Source organism: Bradyrhizobium sp., assembly GCF_030654605.1.
Classification (GTDB): domain Bacteria; phylum Pseudomonadota; class Alphaproteobacteria; order Rhizobiales; family Xanthobacteraceae; genus Bradyrhizobium.
On record NZ_JAURXB010000083.1, the window covers coordinates 1 to 14,184 of the forward strand.

Sequence of the window (14,184 nt, forward strand, 5' to 3'; positions counted from 1 at the left end):
CAACAGCGCTGAAGTGAAGCAGGAGATGCGGCTGCTGCGCGAGCTGGTCGGGACCGATCCCGACGCGCTCGAGCTGATGCAGGCGGCGCTGGCCGCCGACTGCAAGCGCGTGGTGCTGAAATGGCCGCTGCGCGCGGCGCCGCTGCAGGGCTTGCGAAAACCGTCGCACTCGATCGGCGGCAAGACGGTGCGCTATGATGTGTTCATGATGCCGGCGCGGTGAAGCAACGGGCACCGTTGTCATCGCCCGGCGAAGACCGGGCGACCCAGTATTCCAGAGACGTTTGAAATCGACCGAGAGGCCGCGGCGTACTGGGTTGCCCGGTCAAGCCGGGCAATGACAGTTTTTATTGTGGCGGCCACCTTACGTCGGCTTCAGGAATCCCCGCCTTCTTTCCCGAACGTCTTCTCGTAATAGATCTGCGTCGGCACGAAGCCGACGCGGGCCAGCACCGACTTCATGCGCTCGTTGTCGGCGCGGGTGCGGAACACCACCTTGCCCATGTTTTTCTTTCGGCAGTGGTCGAACACCGCTTCGACCAGCGCCGCCACCACGCCGCCGCCGCGCTGCGAGGGGGCGACGTAGATGCTGTGGAAGTCGGCGTATTTTTCCTTGGTGATGAAATTCTGCCGCTGGCTGACATTGGCCCAGCCGACCACTTCGCCGCCGCTCTCGGCGACGAACGCGGCGGCGTCCTTGTTGGCCATCAGCTGCTTCAGCTTCTTGACATAGAAATTGATGTCCGTGATCGGATCATCGGGAAACGAGATCTTGGCAATTTCCCCTTCGAACACGGCTACCGCCTCGAGATCCTTCTCCTCGAGGGGGCGCAGACGGAAAGTTGGTTTGTCAGACATTTTTCGTACCCATCAGATTGATATTCCTTGGCGCACTTGCGCCGGACTCAGTTGGCAGACGCGCCGTTCATGAGGGTCGGACCGACTGCCGGCGGAACACATGCCCGCCGCAAGAGCGGCAGCCCGCAATCTTGGCTTCTTCGATAGTGGCCGGGATGCCGTCCTCGCCGAGCACGATCTCCTTGCCGCAATCGGTGCAGGCATAGACGCGCAGCCGCGGATTGACCTCGGCGGTATAGAGCGGGCCGCTGAAATCCGGCAACTCGGCGGCCGACCCTGCGACATGAACGAGCTCGATCAGCTGGCCGAGATTGCCGAACATGCTGGCGCCGGCATAGCGGTTGAAGTTCGGCCACACCGCGCGCACCGCGAGACCGAGTTCGGTAAACACCTTCTGCAGCTCCAGCATCTGCGACGCGGGCCAGTGGGTGAACGAGAAGAAACAATGACCGTCAGCCCCCGTGGCGAGCGCTTCGCAGCCGCGGGCCAGAAACAGCCGCGCGCCTTCCAGCGTATAGGGCGGGTCGGTCTCGATCGTGTCGAACGAACGGAGCAGGCCCGCCGGCAATTGATGGCGCAGGTCGTGATGGACGACATCGAGCGACAATTGTTCGCGCGCGGCAGCATCGCGCAGAAACGAAATGCGCCGCTCGTCGGCATCGACGACGGTGACACCGCGGGTGAGATCGCCCTTGCTAAGTTCGTTCTGGCGCAGCGCGCGGCCCAGCAGGCCGATCGCGATCGACACCGAATCGTCGTCGCCGAGCAGCAGCACGCGCTTGCCCTCGAGCGCGCCGTTCTGCAGCATCAACAGCGCGCGGCGCATCGCGGTATCGGGCAGGCAGGGCGCCTGGTCGAGCGTAACGTCGACCGACGGCGCGCTGGTGATGATCTCCGCCAGCCGTTCGACTTCGGCTTTGAGGGAATCCGGAATGACGATGCCATGTCCGGCGCAGACCGCGCAGGTGATGTCGAGCTGCGTTGTCCGCATGCCGAGATCGCGCTCGACGAATTCGCGGCCGTCGCCGGTCAGCGACAGCCCCTGCTTGCGTTCGAGCAGGCCGGCCTTTTCCAGCTCGCGGCGCACCGCGCTCGCCACCGGCAGCGGCAACCGCGCCTCGCGCGCGGCATCCTGCAGGCGCAGCGAGCCGGCGCGGTAGACCGCGCGCAGCAGAGCCTGGACGCCGGCGGATCCCTCGCGCAAACGCGTCGCCTGCGCTATCAGGTCCAGAATCGACGTCGCGGCCATTACTTCTTGATCTCGTTGGCAATTCGGTTAACTAGGGCCTTATCGCACACACCCCGTACAATTGCGAGTTGGGCCAGGCATTCGGATCGGTCCTGGCGCAAGGAGCGTCTCGATGCTGATGACCCATATCCTCGCGGAACTGTACGAGTGTCCCGAGATCATCGATGACGCGAAGGCGCTGGCGGAAGCCGCCAAGACCGCGGCGCAGTCGGTGGGCGCCACCATCGTCGGCGAGTACGAAGTCCGCTACGTCCCGCACGGTCTCACCATCGCGATCTTCCTCGGCGAGTCGCACATCGTGCTGACGACGTGGCCGGAGTATCATTTGCTGCTGGTCGATATCCTCCTCTGCAATCCGGACATGAACCCGCGCGAAGTCGCAGAGCGGATCAAGGCGCAGATCTGCCCGTTGGGACAAATGGTGGTGCATGAGACGCCGCGCCGGATCGCCGCGCAGGCCTGAGGCGGCGGGCATTCGTCGATGCCGGCACGCGCCCTGCCCGATTCGGATCCAGCCTCGCCGCCAAATCGACACGGTGCAGGCGAATTGCAGTCAAACGTCTAAATCACACCTATTCCCCTGCAGTGAGCATCGGGGAGGTGACATGGCGTTCGAGATCGTGGCGAAGAGAGACGGCGAAACGGTCACCATGCAGCGGGACAGTTCGCTGATCGCAATTGCCAAGGCGCGGGTATGGGCCAGCGAAGGCTGGAACGTCACCATCGTCGTCAGGGATGAGACCGCGCCGGCGCCAGCCGAGGAATGCTTGTTTGCCCCGTCCGTGGTGACCGATCGTCAGTTCGATCTGAGCCTGGCCGGCTGAACCGGACTGGCCGCATGCTGGCGGCCGCCGCCGGATTGGCGGTCCGGCCCGGACCGGCCGAAAATATCCTGGATCGGGGAATTGGATGGTGGGCGCGACAGGGATCGAACCTGTGACCCCCTCGATGTCAACGAGGTGCTCTCCCGCTGAGCTACGCGCCCCTCACAGGGTGATCTTTACGGGTGGGGTCCGTATATCGGCTCCAAAGCGGGCAGGCAAGCACGCTGGACCGGTAATAAGCGACCTGATCAGGCCGCCAGCATCTTGTTCACTTCGCTGACCAATTCGCGAAGGTGGACCGGCTTCGACAGCACCTTGGCGTTTTTCGGGGCTTCCGAATCGGAATTGAGCGCCACGGCGGCAAACCCGGTGATGAACATGATCTTGATGTCCGGGTCGAGTTCCGAGGCGCGGCGCGCCAGCTCGATACCGTCCATTTCGGGCATCACGATATCGGTGAGCAGCATCTCGAACGGCTCCTCGCGCAGCCGCTGATAGGCGGACATGCCGTTGTCGTGGGACGAGACCTGAAAACCGGCGTTTTCAAGCGCCTTGACCAGGAAGCGGCGCATATCGTTGTCGTCTTCGGCGAGGAGGATTTTGTGCATGATGATGGGTCGTCGAATCCGGTTAAGAGGATCAATCCGCTCACTAAGCCCGACAGAGGGTAAATTTGGGTTAAAGAGTGGCGCGCGGCCGGGCGGCGGATGGCGCTATTTCTGTACCGGAAAGCGCCCCGAGGCAATGAAGCCGGGCCTTTTCGGCTCCCGGAGGTGTTCCGGCAGGTCTCAAACTTTTTCGCTCTGCAAAATTTACTTGGCAGAACGGTTGTGATTACCGACAATGCCTTCTCATAAGAACACCGTTTTTCTGGCAGAATCGACGCATCCAGAGCAGCGGATTGCAGGGACGGCGCCCGACGATGCCCCAGTTTGATGGCGAACTGTCGCCTCCGTTCGAGATCGTGGAGCCGGCCCAATGGCGGGCGCCGATCATCTTCAATTCCCCGCATTCCGGCTCGGTGTATCCGCGCGAATTCCTCGACGCGTCACGGATCGACGTGGCCGCACTGCGCCGCTCCGAAGATTCCTTCATGGACGAGCTGATCGCGGATCTGAGCGATCGCGGCTTTCCGACGGTCAGGGTCAATTTTCCCCGCTCCTATGTCGACGTCAACCGCGAGCCCTACGAACTCGATCCCAGGATGTTCGCAGGCCGGCTGCCGAGCTTTGCCAATACCCGCTCGATGCGGGTGGCCGGCGGTCTCGGCACCATCCCGCGCGTGGTCGGCGACGGCCAGGAGATCTATCGCGAGCGGCTTTCGGTCGATGACGGGCTGGCGCGGATCGAGGCGCTGTACAAGCCCTATCACCGCGCGCTGCGCCGGCTGATCAACAAGGCGCATCAGACGTTCGGCACCGTGATCCTGGTGGATTGCCATTCGATGCCCTCGGTGGGCGTATCGCGCGACGAGCCGCGGCGGCCGGACATGGTGATCGGCGATCGCTACGGCACCAGCTGCGCCGCCCTGCTGCCCGACATGGTCGAGCAAACCATGACCGCGCTGGGTTATTCGGTCGGGCGCAACAAGCCCTATGCCGGCGGGTTCATCACCGAGCATTACGGCAATCCGGCATCCGGACTGCACACCATCCAGCTCGAGCTCAACCGGGCGATCTACATGGACGAGCGGCGGCGCGAACGCAGCGCCAGGTTCAGCCAGGTGACCGCGGATTTCGCCGCACTGGCCGATGCGCTGGCCGCGGTTCCGTTCGGCGATCTCGGCCCGTTCCAGGCCGCGGCGGAGTAGATGATCTCGTCATTCCGGGGCAGCCCGCAGGGCTGAACCCGGAATCTCGTTCCACAATCTCCGGATTCCCCGATGTGCAAGCGCACATCTGAGGTTCGCGCTGCGCGCGCCCCGGAATGACCGCACAGTCCCAAAAGAAAAAAGGGCCGCTTGAATGAACAAGCGGCCCAAGTCTAGGGAGGAAACGCCCAAGGAGGGCAGCGATAGCGCGAGGCGCTACCGCACCGCAACAATATGCGACCGCGCTGCACAAAGTGCAAGGGTTTTTGACTCATTTGCGGTGCAAAATACGCATGGCTGGGCTGCAGTTGGATAACGTATACCAACCGTTTTCCAAGCTATTTCAGTGGCTTCACCGCCATGCCGCCACGGCAGGCGCATCATCGCCGGACTCGCGCCAGCAGCCTCCCGATTTCGTGATCGGCGGTGTCACCGAAAAATACACCGCGATGCGGATTGATTCGGACCCGATCGGAACCCTGGAGCTGTCGCAGGCGCCCGTATCGGCCGCTGTATAATGTTTGCGTTACCGGTGCGCGGCCTGCCGGATTGGGCTAGGCAAGGGCAAGAACATCCTCCACCCGCTCCATCCCTGAAGGAACCGCCGTGACGGTCATCGACTTTACCGCCTTTATTGGCCGCCTCGCGACCACGTCGGGCGAAACCATCCTGCCGTTCTTCCGGACCTCGCTCTCGATCGACAACAAGAGCAGCCACGATTTCGACCCGGTCACCGAGGCCGATCGCGCCGCCGAGGCGGTGATGCGGCGACTGATCAAGGGCAATTTCCCCCAGCACGGCATCGTCGGCGAGGAGTTCGGCAGCGAGAACGAGGACGCCGAATATGTCTGGGTGCTGGATCCAATCGACGGCACCAAATCCTTCATCGCGGGGTTTCCGATCTGGGGCACCCTGATCGCGCTGCTGCACAAGGGCACGCCGGTGTTCGGGATGATGCACCAGCCGTTTATCCGCGAGCGCTTTTACGGCGACAGCGGCTCGGCGAATTATCAGGGCCCGCTGGGCGAGCGGAAACTGGCGGTGCGGCGCTGCGCCTCGCTCAGCGAGGCCACCGCGTTCACCACCAGTCCGCTGTTGATGAACGCTTCCGACCGCGCCGCCTTCGGCCGCGTCGAAGGCGCGGTGCGGCTGACCCGCTACGGCGGCGATTGCTATTCCTATTGCATGCTGGCCGCCGGCCACCTCGACCTCGTCGTCGAGACCGAGCTGAAACCCTACGACATCGCGGCCCTGATCCCGATCATCACCGGCGCCGGCGGCGTCGTCACCACCTGGGACGGCAAGCCTGCCCAGAGCGGCGGCCGCATCATCGCCGCCGGCGATCCCCGCGTGCACGAAGCGGCGCTGAAGCTGTTGAACAGCTAGTGGCCATTGCATGGACGCCATGCTCATCGTCGACATGCAGGTCGGACTTCTGAGCGGGGCGCCAAAGCACGATTTGAGCGGCGTCATCGCGCGCATCAACTCGCTGGCCGCCCGGGTACGAGCCCAATCCGGCAAAGTAATCTTCATCCAGCATTGCGGCGGTACAGGTGACGATTTCGAGCCGCAGACAGCGGGCTGGCAGTTTCTGCCCGAACTCGAGCGAGATCCCGCCGATATCGTGGTCGGTAAGGAGCTGAACGATCCGTTCGCGGGGACCGATCTGCAGGACCGCCTGAAAGAAATCGTCCCGGATCGGGTCTTGATCGCGGGATGGGCTACCGACTTTTGCGTCGATGCCACCGTCCGGTCCGCGGTCTCGCATCATCACCACGTCGTCGTGATCGCCGACGGCCATACCTTGAGCGATCGCCCTCACCTCGATGCCGCCAGCGTCATTCGGCATCATCATTGGGTCTGGAGCGAGCTGATCACGCAGCGATCGATCAGGATCGCCAATACCAGCGAGTTGCTGCCGCACTTGTAGGTCGAGGCTACTGCGCGGCTTTGCGCAAATGCTCCACCAATTGCTGCGCCGGCCGCGGCAACGCCCTGAAACTGCGGGCGCAGATCACGAGCTTGCGGCTGGCCCAGGGGTCGCGAATCCGCACCAGGCCGATCCGCATCGATTTTGCGCAGCGCCGGGCCGCGACTTCCGGCATCACGGCGATGCCGATGCCGGCCGCTACCATCTGGCCGATCGAATGGAAATTGTTGAGCCGAGCCCGGAAGCGCAGACGCGCGCCGAGCCGCGCCGCATGCCCGGCGATATGCGCATGCAGCGCGCTCGCCGTGGTCAGGCCGATGAAGTCGCGACCGGTCACTTCGCGAAAATCGACATGGCGCCGTCTTGCCAGCTCGTCGCCGCGGGCGGCGACCAACACCAGGCGGTCGTCGTTGAAGGCAATCCGCTCGATCGTATCCGGCAAGGCATGCTCGGCCGCCAATCCGAGGTCGGCGGTGCCTGATACGATGGACCGGGCGATGTCGGCGCTTTCGCGTTCCTCGACATCGATGGAAAGATGCGGATGAAGGCCGAGAAAGGCCGCCAGTGTCTTCGGCAGGTACTCCGACAGGCCCGAGGTATTGGTGAGCAGGCGGATCGTGGCTTTGGTGCCATCGGCGTAAGCCGCGAGGTCGCCGCGCATCGCATCGACATTGTGCAGGATGATGCGGGCATGATCGAGCAGGCTTTCGCCCGCCGCGGTCAGTTCGATGCCGCGCCGGCCGCGCTTCACCAGATCGGTGCCGAGCGCTGCCTCCAATCCCTTGATCCGCGCGCTGGCCGACGCCAGCGCCAGATGGGCGCGGCCGGCGCCGCCGGTGATGCTGCGCGCCTCGGCCACGGCGATGAACAGTTGCAAGTCGACCAGGTCGAAACGCATGGCAGGTTCCAGTGGTCCGTGATCCTCATGGTGAGGAGGCGCCCTTGCGCCGTCTCGAACCATGAAAGCCCGTGTTTCTCATCCTTCGAGACGCGGCCAAGGGGCCGCTCCTCAGGATGAGGTCGCTCCAGCCTTCGCTTTAGCCGAAGGCTGGCTCCGTAAGCTCCAGATTGTGCCGGCAGCCTCGATCGGTCAATGTGATTCCATGTTCGAACCCCTGTTGCTGCTGGTCGCCGCCGCCTTCCTGCTCGCCGGATTCGTCAAGGGGGTGATCGGGCTCGGCCTGCCGACGGTGTCGATGGGCCTGCTCGCGGTGACGATGCAGCCCTCGCACGCGCTCGCCATCGTGATCGTGCCGGCCATCATCACCAACATCTGGCAGACCTTCGTTGGCCCCTATCTGCGCGATATCATCCGCCGGCTGTGGCCGCTGATGGTGGGCACCGTGATCGGCATCTGGCTGAACGCGGACATGCTGACCGGCCCCTATGCGCGCTACGGCACCATCGCGCTCGGCGTGCTGCTGGTGATCTATGCGATCATCGGGCTCAACAAATTCACGTTCCACGTCGCGCGCCGCAACGAAGGCTGGGTCGGAGGAATCGTCGGAATCATCACCGGCCTGGTTTCCGCCGCGACCGGGGTGCAGGTGATCCCGTCGATGCCGTTCATGCAGGCGATCGGCATGGAAAAGGACGAGCTGGTGCAGGCGCTCGGGGTGTTCTTCACCGTCGCGACGGTGGCGCTGGCCTTCAATCTCACCGCATCCGGCCTGCTGACCGCGGCGACCGCGCTGCCGGGCGCGGTGGCGATGGCGGCCGCATTTGCCGGCATGTTCATCGGCCAGGCGGTGCGCTCGCGGATGCAGCCGGAGGCGTTCCGCCGCTGGTTCCTGATCGCGATGATCCTGCTCGGGCTCTATCTGGTCGGCAGCACGGTTTATAATATGCGGGCCTGAGGCAGCACAAAACGGCGTCAAAAAAAACTGATAAATCAATGCCATCCTTACTGTGCATGGGGTTGTTTTTGACATTTTGGCTGGTGCGGGCAGCAGCGCCTCAAATCAGGGCGCTTGCCTTCACGTCACCGCGCCTGGAGCAGCGCGATGCGGACGCCGAGATAGATGAACAACCCGCCCAGCGCGCGATTGATCCAGAGCAAGGCATGGCCGGATTGCCGGATGCTGCGGGCGGCGCGCGCCGCGAACGCAGCCACGCCGAGGCACCACAGCATGCCGTTGAAAATGAAAATCAGGCCGAGCAGCACGAAGGCGGCGGCCTTGTGCGGCGAATCCGCAGCCACGAATTGCGGCAGGAAGGCGAGAAAGAACAGCGCCACTTTCGGGTTCAGCACATTGGTCAGCGCGCCCTGCCAGAACACCTGACGCAGCGAGATCGCGTCACTGGCCGGCGCCGCATCGGCTGACGGCATCGCGCCCGGCCGCGACAGCAACAACTGGATGCCGATGAAGCAGAGATAGGCAGCTCCCGCCCATTTCACCACGGTGAATGCGACCGATGACGCCGCCAGCAGCGCCGACAGGCCTAGTGCCGCGGCAAACACATGCACCAGACAGCCGGTGCAGATGCCGAGCGCCGCAGCCGCACCGCCGCGCCAGCCCATCTGCACGCTGCGGCCGATGATGTAGGCGGTATCCGGTCCCGGCGTGATGTTGAGCAGCAGGCCGGAGAGGATGAAGAGCCAGAATTCGTGAATGCCGAACATGAGATTTAGTTTTCCAGTTCGCGGGCGCGGCAAGGCGATCGGCAGGAGATAGCCGCTGCCTATCGGGCGCGCATGCGCGCAATGGCTCCCGCAATGATCTGCATCGTCACGCCGGCGACCCATCCGGCCATGATCATGGCGGTCCAGAACATGTGCGGATTCTCGCGCAGCACGATCACACCGACCGACACAAACGCCGTCAGCGCCGCAAGAAAGGTGCCGACGGCGCTGAGAAACTCCGCGGCGTCGATCCTGCCGCCAGCTCTGCCGTCGGCAGACTCCTCGTGCGGCTCATGAAAAGGCAAAGGCGGCGTGTCGATTCCGAGGTAGAACCCGGTCGCGCCGGCAACCATCATGATGAGCAGAAAGCCCTGGGTAGTCAGCACCGCGATGCTGGAGCCGACAAGGGCGGCGACAAACAGGCCGGCAGCGGCGCCGGCCATCGCAAGTCCGGTGCGTTCCAGCACATGGGCAAATCTTCGTACGCGAGATCGCATCGTCGTCCCCCCGGAGCGCCGAGATGTCAGGCTAGGCCATTTTTCCGGAGTGGGGAAGCCTTTAACGGCAAGCAAAACCCGCCGGCGGGCCGGCCGGCGGGCGATGTCTGGCTATGCGATGTTACGGCCGCATCAGCACTTCCGTGCGCCGCTGTTGCAATCCCGCTTCATGCGGTCGCCGTGCGGATCGGCAGAGGCGGGAGCCATCGCGGCGAAAGCACCGGCGACCGAGGCGAGCAGGACCGTCAACAGGATGAAGCGCTTCATTTGTTTTCCCTTGTTGCCTCCCTGTCCACGAGACGCAGGGATGCTGGCGTTTGGCAGCGTCCGGCCAATCCGGAGGCTGGTGACACGAATGGTCGTGCCGACAGTGCGGGCAGCCGATTCCGCCGTCATCCCCCAAATGGATGATGCCGCCGGGCGATGCGGCGTCACCCCGTCTATTGCGACGACCGGCGGCCGGACTTCAGCAACAGCAGCACGACGAACGCCGAGAGCGAGGCAAACCCGCAAAACCAGAGCGCGCCGGTGCCGAAATATTCGGTCATCAGCCCGATCGCCAGCGGCGCGATGGCGCCGGTGGCGCGCGCCGGCAGCGAGAGCAGTCCGACGCGCTTGCCGAAACCCTCGGGGCCGAACAGGGCCAGCGGCAGCGTGCCGCGCGCGATGGTGAGAATGCCGTTGCCCGCGCCATAGAGCACCGCGAACAGCGGCGCCACCACCGGGCCCCCGATCAGCAGCGCCAGGACACCCAGCGGATTCATCAGCGTCGCCAATCTGGCGGAAACCAGGGGATGATAACGGCTCAGCCATCCGGCCTCAAAGAGACGGGCGGCGACCTGGGCCGGCCCGATCAGCGCACCCGCCAGCAGGGCCGCGGCCGGTGTGGCGCCGAACTGCATCAGCATCGTCGGCAACAGCGCTGAAATTCCGGAGCTGACGAAGGCGGTGGCGGCGAAGACATAGGCCAGCGCCATCATGATCAGCGAAGTCTCGCGCGCGCTGCGCTGTGCGATCGCGTCTTCGGTGACCGGAACCGGCGACGTCGCGCGCGGCAGCGTGAGGTTGATCGGCAGCGCCAGCAAGAGGTGGATCAGCGCCCAGCACTGGCAGGTGGCGCGCCAGCCGTAACGGGCCTCTAGCCAGGCCGTCAAAGGCCAGCCGACGGTGCTGGCGAACCCCGCGATCAAGGTGATGCCCGTGATCTGCCTTCGCGCCGCCATCCCGTAGATCCGCGTCAGGGTCGCGAAAGCCGCCTCGTACAGGCCCATGCCCATGCCGACGCCGATCACGATCCAGGCCGTGAACAGCAGCCGCGGGCCGGTAGCGAATGAAAGCAAGCCAAGGCCAAGCGCCAGAACGCCGTTCGAGACCGCCAGCATGCCTCGGCCGCCGACCATGTCGATGGTGTGCCCGATGCGCGGCCCGAGAATTCCGGAAATGACCAGCGCGCCGGACAGCGCGCCAAACACCAGGGTCTGCGTCACGTCGAGCTCGCGCGCGATCGGCGCCGCCAGGATGGCGGGCAGATAGTAACTCGACGCCCAGGCGATGGTCTGCGTGGTGCCGAGCGCGAGGACGACGCCGAGATTGCTTCGCGTCATCGTGCTCACTTGAACAGCGGCGTGCCCGGCACGAAGGCGTCGAACGCGGCCCAGAACTGCGCGCGGTAGCGGTCCTGCTCCTGCAGGATCTCATGCCGGGAGCCGGCGATCACCAGATGTGAGCCGGCGCGCAAATGATAGGCGAATTCCTCGATCGCCGCAGTCGAGACGATGGTGTCGCTGGAGGCGGCCAGCATCAGGATCGGCTGGCGGATCTGCAGCGGATAATTGGCCGCGCGAAATCCGCGCATGGTTCGAACAGCGGTATCGGCCCATGCCACCGTCGGCGAGCCGAGCCCGAGCGTCGGGTCCTCCTCGAGGATGGCGGCGTTGCGCGCGAAGCGCACGGGATCGCTGGTGAAGGGATTGTTGACGAAGGATTCCGATCCCGTCAGCGCGTCGCTGCCGCCGGGAACGTAGCGGCCGCCCTGCCCGGTGAGGCGAAGGGTGCGCAGCAGGGCGACGGCGGCAAGCGAGGTGGCGCGGCCGGGCAGATCGATCATCGGCGCCGACAGCACCATGCGGTCGAACCAGCGTTTGCCGGCATGCGCGATGCGCAGCATCACCGCGCCGCCCATTGAATGCGCCAGCGCGAAATACGGCGGCGGGCAATCCGGCAGCACCACTTGCTGCACGAAGGTTTCGACGTCGATTTCGAAATCGGCGAAATCGCGCACATAGCCCTTGCGCGGATCGCGCAGCCGCCGCGACGAATGGCCCTGCCCGCGCCAGTCGATCATCGCCACCGCAAAACCGCGGTCGCGCAGGTCGCGCACGGTCTCGAAGTATTTCTCGATCTGCTCGGTGCGGCCGGCGAAGACGCAGACCGTGCCCTTGCGGCCGGCCGGCGGCGCCCAACGCGCGAAGCGCAGCTCGGCGCCGTCAGGCGTCTTGATGGTGCCGGTGACGACATTGTCCGGAACCGGATTGGCGGGAATCGAAACCAGCGTCATGAAGGGGACCGGCTAGGTAAAGGGCTTGGAAAATCAAGGGTGGGGGCGTGAAAAAAGCGGCAGGTCCCCGCTTCTTGAACGCGCTTGTCGCCCTCCCATATCACCTTCGTGCAGGCCGCTACCAGTGTCTCGGAAACCGGAACATTCCATTGTTTCGAATTCGAAACACAAGGCTGCACAGAGCAAGAGCCCGGCCCGATGGCGGGCGGGTTTAATTCACAGTCGCTCAATGGAGGACTACCCTATGCGCAACTACGATCTCACCCCGTTTTATCGTTCCACCGTCGGCTTCGACCGCTTCTTTTCGCTGCTCGATCAGGCCGCCTCCGACGGCAGCCCCGGCTATCCGCCCTACAACATCGAGCGAACCGGCGAGACCACCTACCGGATTTCGGTCGCCGTCTCCGGCTTCTCGCAGGGCGAGCTTTCGATCGTCGCCAAGGAAAACACCCTGACGATCAAGGGCGAAAAATCCGCCAATGAGAACGGCAGCAAGGCCGAAGTGCTGTATCGCGGCATCGCGGCGCGCGCCTTCGAACGCGCCTTCCAGCTTGCCGATTTCGTCCAGGTGAAGAACGCCTCGCTCGAAAACGGCCTGCTCCACGTCGATCTCGTGCGCGAGATTCCCGAGGCCAAGAAGCCGCGCAGCATTCCGATCGCGACCACGAGCGCCGTTGCTCCGCAGGTGGCCGACGGCTCGGCCGAAAAAGCCGCCGCGTAACGACGGCCGATTTTCAGCAGATATTGGCTGAAACGAAAACGCCCCGGGAAACCGGGGCTTTTTTTGCGTCATTGCGAGGAGCGCAGCGACGAAGCAGTCCACACTTTCTTTTTGCCGTATGGATTGCTTCGCTGCGCTCGCAATGACGGTCTACTCCAGCCCCTGCGCCTTCGGCATGTCCTGGGTCGGCAGTATCTGCGGCGCAGGCTTGGCCTCGGTGGCGGCAGGTGCCGCAGCGGCGGCCGGGGCCACAGCCTGGCCGGTCGTTTGCGGATTGGCCGGAACCGCCGCAACCGACTGCTGTACCGGCGGAGCTGCTGCAGGCTGGGCTGGCTGCGCGGCCGGCGGCGCGGCGGCCAGCGGCCTGGCTTCGCCGGCGCGCGGCTTCGGAACCGGCACCCCGGGCGTGCGGCTTGCCACCTTCGGTGCGGCGCGCGGCGGCCGCGGCTCGCCCCTGAGTGCGCCGGCCGGCGACGGCGGGCCGGGCGGGCCGTAGATGGTCGTCAGGGCGGCATCGAAATTGTCACCCATCCGGTTCGCCGGCAGGAAACGCAGGATCCTCCCGGTGCGGGCGTCAATCACCAGCCGCCCGTCGTCGCCGCCGCGATCAATCACCGAAATCGTGTAGAACAAGCCGCGCCGCACCGGAATACCGAGCGGCGAAAATCCGCTGTCGCGCAGCACCGTGTAGACCTCATGCGGAGGCAATAATCGCGGGCCGTAACCAGGCCGATAGTCAGGAATTCGCGCTTCCGGCGGCATCGCCGCATAGGGCCCGCCGATGTCGGACACCACCCGATATGGCGAGCGCGCGCCTTCGTAGGGCGCCAGCACTTGCGCATTGGCGACGCCGGCCGCCACTACCAGTCCGGCCGACATGATCCATCCCGTGAACAGCTTCATCGGACAATCGCTCCTGCTACGCCTCTGAGCGTTTTCGCTCGTTGGTCCCGCCGGCAACATGTTTGCCAAATCCGGCAGTCCTTGGGCCGGATCGCGGCGCGTTTGCTCCAAATCCGGGGCGGGCCGGTTATCCCCGCCGGCAGCACGGATCTGCCATGCAACCGGCGACTTTCACGCGCTTGTGTGATAGAAAAAAATTTGGCATGGTCTGA

19 protein-coding genes and 1 tRNA gene are annotated in these 14,184 nt (G+C 64.6%); 9 read left to right on the forward strand and 11 right to left on the reverse strand.

Annotated features, from left to right (window positions below; translation table 11 throughout):
• On the forward strand, positions 1-223 hold a 223-nt coding region (locus Q7U29_RS08880), incomplete at its 5' end, for a class I SAM-dependent methyltransferase (RefSeq protein WP_304740528.1).
• A gap of 152 nt (positions 224-375) precedes the next feature.
• On the opposite strand, the gene Q7U29_RS08885 is transcribed toward Q7U29_RS08880, so the two are convergent.
• Together Q7U29_RS08885 and Q7U29_RS08890 are read right to left on the reverse strand one after the other, a co-directional pair.
• Positions 376-858, reverse strand: coding sequence for a GNAT family N-acetyltransferase (locus Q7U29_RS08885; RefSeq protein ID WP_304740530.1), 483 nt, complete (start codon positions 856-858; stop codon positions 376-378).
• Positions 859-925: 67 nt separating this feature from the next.
• Positions 926-2,107, reverse strand: coding sequence for a bis-aminopropyl spermidine synthase family protein (locus Q7U29_RS08890; protein WP_304740532.1), 1,182 nt, complete (start codon positions 2,105-2,107; stop codon positions 926-928).
• A 112-nt stretch (positions 2,108-2,219) separates the two neighbouring features.
• Between Q7U29_RS08890 and Q7U29_RS08895 the strand changes: the two genes are divergently transcribed.
• A complete protein-coding gene (locus Q7U29_RS08895; protein WP_304740534.1) occupies positions 2,220-2,570 on the forward strand; it encodes an S-adenosylmethionine decarboxylase family protein in 351 nt (116 codons plus the stop codon).
• Positions 2,571-2,712: 142 nt separating this feature from the next.
• Positions 2,713-2,931, forward strand: a complete 219-nt coding sequence (locus Q7U29_RS08900) for a hypothetical protein (RefSeq protein WP_304740536.1) — start codon at positions 2,713-2,715, stop codon at positions 2,929-2,931.
• Positions 2,932-3,017: 86 nt separating this feature from the next.
• Here Q7U29_RS08900 and Q7U29_RS08905 read toward each other — a convergent pair.
• Both Q7U29_RS08905 and cpdR read right to left on the reverse strand, forming a co-directional pair.
• Positions 3,018-3,092, reverse strand: a tRNA-Val gene (locus Q7U29_RS08905).
• A gap of 87 nt (positions 3,093-3,179) precedes the next feature.
• Entirely contained in the window at positions 3,180-3,539 is a 360-nt protein-coding gene (gene cpdR, locus Q7U29_RS08910) for a cell cycle two-component system response regulator CpdR (protein ID WP_140976363.1), read from the reverse strand.
• Between the two features lie 314 nt (positions 3,540-3,853).
• Here cpdR and Q7U29_RS08915 point away from each other — a divergent pair, with 314 nt between their 5' ends.
• From Q7U29_RS08915 to Q7U29_RS08930, 4 genes are all read left to right on the forward strand, one after another.
• Entirely contained in the window at positions 3,854-4,741 is an 888-nt protein-coding gene (locus Q7U29_RS08915) for an N-formylglutamate amidohydrolase (protein ID WP_304740538.1), read from the forward strand.
• A 293-nt stretch (positions 4,742-5,034) separates the two neighbouring features.
• Positions 5,035-5,259 carry a hypothetical protein gene (locus tag Q7U29_RS08920; protein WP_304740539.1) on the forward strand — a complete coding sequence of 75 codons (225 nt, stop codon included), beginning with the start codon at positions 5,035-5,037 and terminating at the stop codon, positions 5,257-5,259.
• An 88-nt stretch (positions 5,260-5,347) separates the two neighbouring features.
• A complete protein-coding gene (gene hisN / locus Q7U29_RS08925; protein WP_304740541.1) occupies positions 5,348-6,127 on the forward strand; it encodes a histidinol-phosphatase in 780 nt (259 codons plus the stop codon).
• A gap of 10 nt (positions 6,128-6,137) precedes the next feature.
• Positions 6,138-6,671 (forward strand): isochorismatase family protein, encoded by a 534-nt coding sequence (locus Q7U29_RS08930; RefSeq protein ID WP_304740543.1) that lies wholly within the window; start codon positions 6,138-6,140, stop codon positions 6,669-6,671.
• 7 nt (positions 6,672-6,678) lie between these two features.
• Here Q7U29_RS08930 and Q7U29_RS08935 read toward each other — a convergent pair whose 3' ends face one another.
• Entirely contained in the window at positions 6,679-7,569 is an 891-nt protein-coding gene (locus tag Q7U29_RS08935; protein ID WP_304740545.1) for a LysR substrate-binding domain-containing protein, read from the reverse strand.
• A 205-nt stretch (positions 7,570-7,774) separates the two neighbouring features.
• Between Q7U29_RS08935 and Q7U29_RS08940 the strand changes: the two genes are divergently transcribed.
• Positions 7,775-8,527, forward strand: a complete 753-nt coding sequence (locus Q7U29_RS08940) for a sulfite exporter TauE/SafE family protein (protein WP_304740547.1) — start codon at positions 7,775-7,777, stop codon at positions 8,525-8,527.
• Between the two features lie 125 nt (positions 8,528-8,652).
• Here Q7U29_RS08940 and Q7U29_RS08945 read toward each other — a convergent pair whose 3' ends face one another.
• The 5 genes from Q7U29_RS08945 to Q7U29_RS08965 all read right to left on the reverse strand — a co-directional run bounded on the left by Q7U29_RS08945 (position 8,653) and on the right by Q7U29_RS08965 (position 12,348).
• The gene (locus tag Q7U29_RS08945; protein ID WP_304740549.1) at positions 8,653-9,294 is read right to left on the reverse strand and encodes a LysE family translocator; all 642 of its coding nucleotides are present in this window, start codon (positions 9,292-9,294) and stop codon (positions 8,653-8,655) included.
• A gap of 59 nt (positions 9,295-9,353) precedes the next feature.
• Entirely contained in the window at positions 9,354-9,791 is a 438-nt protein-coding gene (locus tag Q7U29_RS08950; RefSeq protein ID WP_304740551.1) for a hypothetical protein, read from the reverse strand.
• Between the two features lie 132 nt (positions 9,792-9,923).
• Positions 9,924-10,058, reverse strand: a complete 135-nt coding sequence (locus tag Q7U29_RS08955) for a hypothetical protein (protein ID WP_256442492.1) — start codon at positions 10,056-10,058, stop codon at positions 9,924-9,926.
• A gap of 173 nt (positions 10,059-10,231) precedes the next feature.
• Entirely contained in the window at positions 10,232-11,395 is a 1,164-nt protein-coding gene (locus Q7U29_RS08960; RefSeq protein WP_304740553.1) for an MFS transporter, read from the reverse strand.
• Positions 11,396-11,400: 5 nt separating this feature from the next.
• Complete coding sequence (locus Q7U29_RS08965; RefSeq protein WP_304740555.1) at positions 11,401-12,348, reverse strand: alpha/beta hydrolase; 948 nt, start codon at positions 12,346-12,348, stop codon at positions 11,401-11,403.
• Positions 12,349-12,592: 244 nt separating this feature from the next.
• Here Q7U29_RS08965 and Q7U29_RS08970 point away from each other — a divergent pair, with 244 nt between their 5' ends.
• Positions 12,593-13,069 (forward strand): Hsp20 family protein, encoded by a 477-nt coding sequence (locus tag Q7U29_RS08970; RefSeq protein ID WP_304740557.1) that lies wholly within the window; start codon positions 12,593-12,595, stop codon positions 13,067-13,069.
• A 150-nt stretch (positions 13,070-13,219) separates the two neighbouring features.
• Here the strand turns inward: Q7U29_RS08970 and Q7U29_RS08975 are convergent, their stop codons facing one another.
• A complete protein-coding gene (locus Q7U29_RS08975; RefSeq protein WP_304740559.1) occupies positions 13,220-13,972 on the reverse strand; it encodes a hypothetical protein in 753 nt (250 codons plus the stop codon).
• Between the last annotated feature and the right edge of the window lie 212 nt (positions 13,973-14,184).

Bases quoted from the DNA above. Each gene is read 5' to 3' on its own strand.
- Q7U29_RS08885 (WP_304740530.1), bottom strand. From the start codon at position 858: ATGTCTGACAAACCAACTTTCCGTCTGCGCCCCCTCGAGGAGAAGGAT.
- Q7U29_RS08890 (WP_304740532.1), bottom strand. From the start codon at position 2,107: ATGGCCGCGACGTCGATTCTGGACCTGATAGCGCAGGCGACGCGTTTG.
- Q7U29_RS08895 (WP_304740534.1), top strand. From the start codon at position 2,220: ATGCTGATGACCCATATCCTCGCGGAACTGTACGAGTGTCCCGAGATC.
- Q7U29_RS08900 (WP_304740536.1), top strand. From the start codon at position 2,713: ATGGCGTTCGAGATCGTGGCGAAGAGAGACGGCGAAACGGTCACCATG.
- cpdR (WP_140976363.1), bottom strand. From the start codon at position 3,539: ATGCACAAAATCCTCCTCGCCGAAGACGACAACGATATGCGCCGCTTC.
- Q7U29_RS08915 (WP_304740538.1), top strand. From the start codon at position 3,854: ATGCCCCAGTTTGATGGCGAACTGTCGCCTCCGTTCGAGATCGTGGAG.
- Q7U29_RS08920 (WP_304740539.1), top strand. From the start codon at position 5,035: ATGGCTGGGCTGCAGTTGGATAACGTATACCAACCGTTTTCCAAGCTA.
- Q7U29_RS08930 (WP_304740543.1), top strand. From the start codon at position 6,138: ATGGACGCCATGCTCATCGTCGACATGCAGGTCGGACTTCTGAGCGGG.
- Q7U29_RS08935 (WP_304740545.1), bottom strand. From the start codon at position 7,569: ATGCGTTTCGACCTGGTCGACTTGCAACTGTTCATCGCCGTGGCCGAG.
- Q7U29_RS08940 (WP_304740547.1), top strand. From the start codon at position 7,775: ATGTTCGAACCCCTGTTGCTGCTGGTCGCCGCCGCCTTCCTGCTCGCC.
- Q7U29_RS08945 (WP_304740549.1), bottom strand. From the start codon at position 9,294: ATGTTCGGCATTCACGAATTCTGGCTCTTCATCCTCTCCGGCCTGCTG.
- Q7U29_RS08950 (WP_304740551.1), bottom strand. From the start codon at position 9,791: ATGCGATCTCGCGTACGAAGATTTGCCCATGTGCTGGAACGCACCGGA.
- Q7U29_RS08955 (WP_256442492.1), bottom strand. From the start codon at position 10,058: ATGAAGCGCTTCATCCTGTTGACGGTCCTGCTCGCCTCGGTCGCCGGT.
- Q7U29_RS08960 (WP_304740553.1), bottom strand. From the start codon at position 11,395: ATGACGCGAAGCAATCTCGGCGTCGTCCTCGCGCTCGGCACCACGCAG.
- Q7U29_RS08965 (WP_304740555.1), bottom strand. From the start codon at position 12,348: ATGACGCTGGTTTCGATTCCCGCCAATCCGGTTCCGGACAATGTCGTC.
- Q7U29_RS08970 (WP_304740557.1), top strand. From the start codon at position 12,593: ATGCGCAACTACGATCTCACCCCGTTTTATCGTTCCACCGTCGGCTTC.
- Q7U29_RS08975 (WP_304740559.1), bottom strand. From the start codon at position 13,972: ATGAAGCTGTTCACGGGATGGATCATGTCGGCCGGACTGGTAGTGGCG.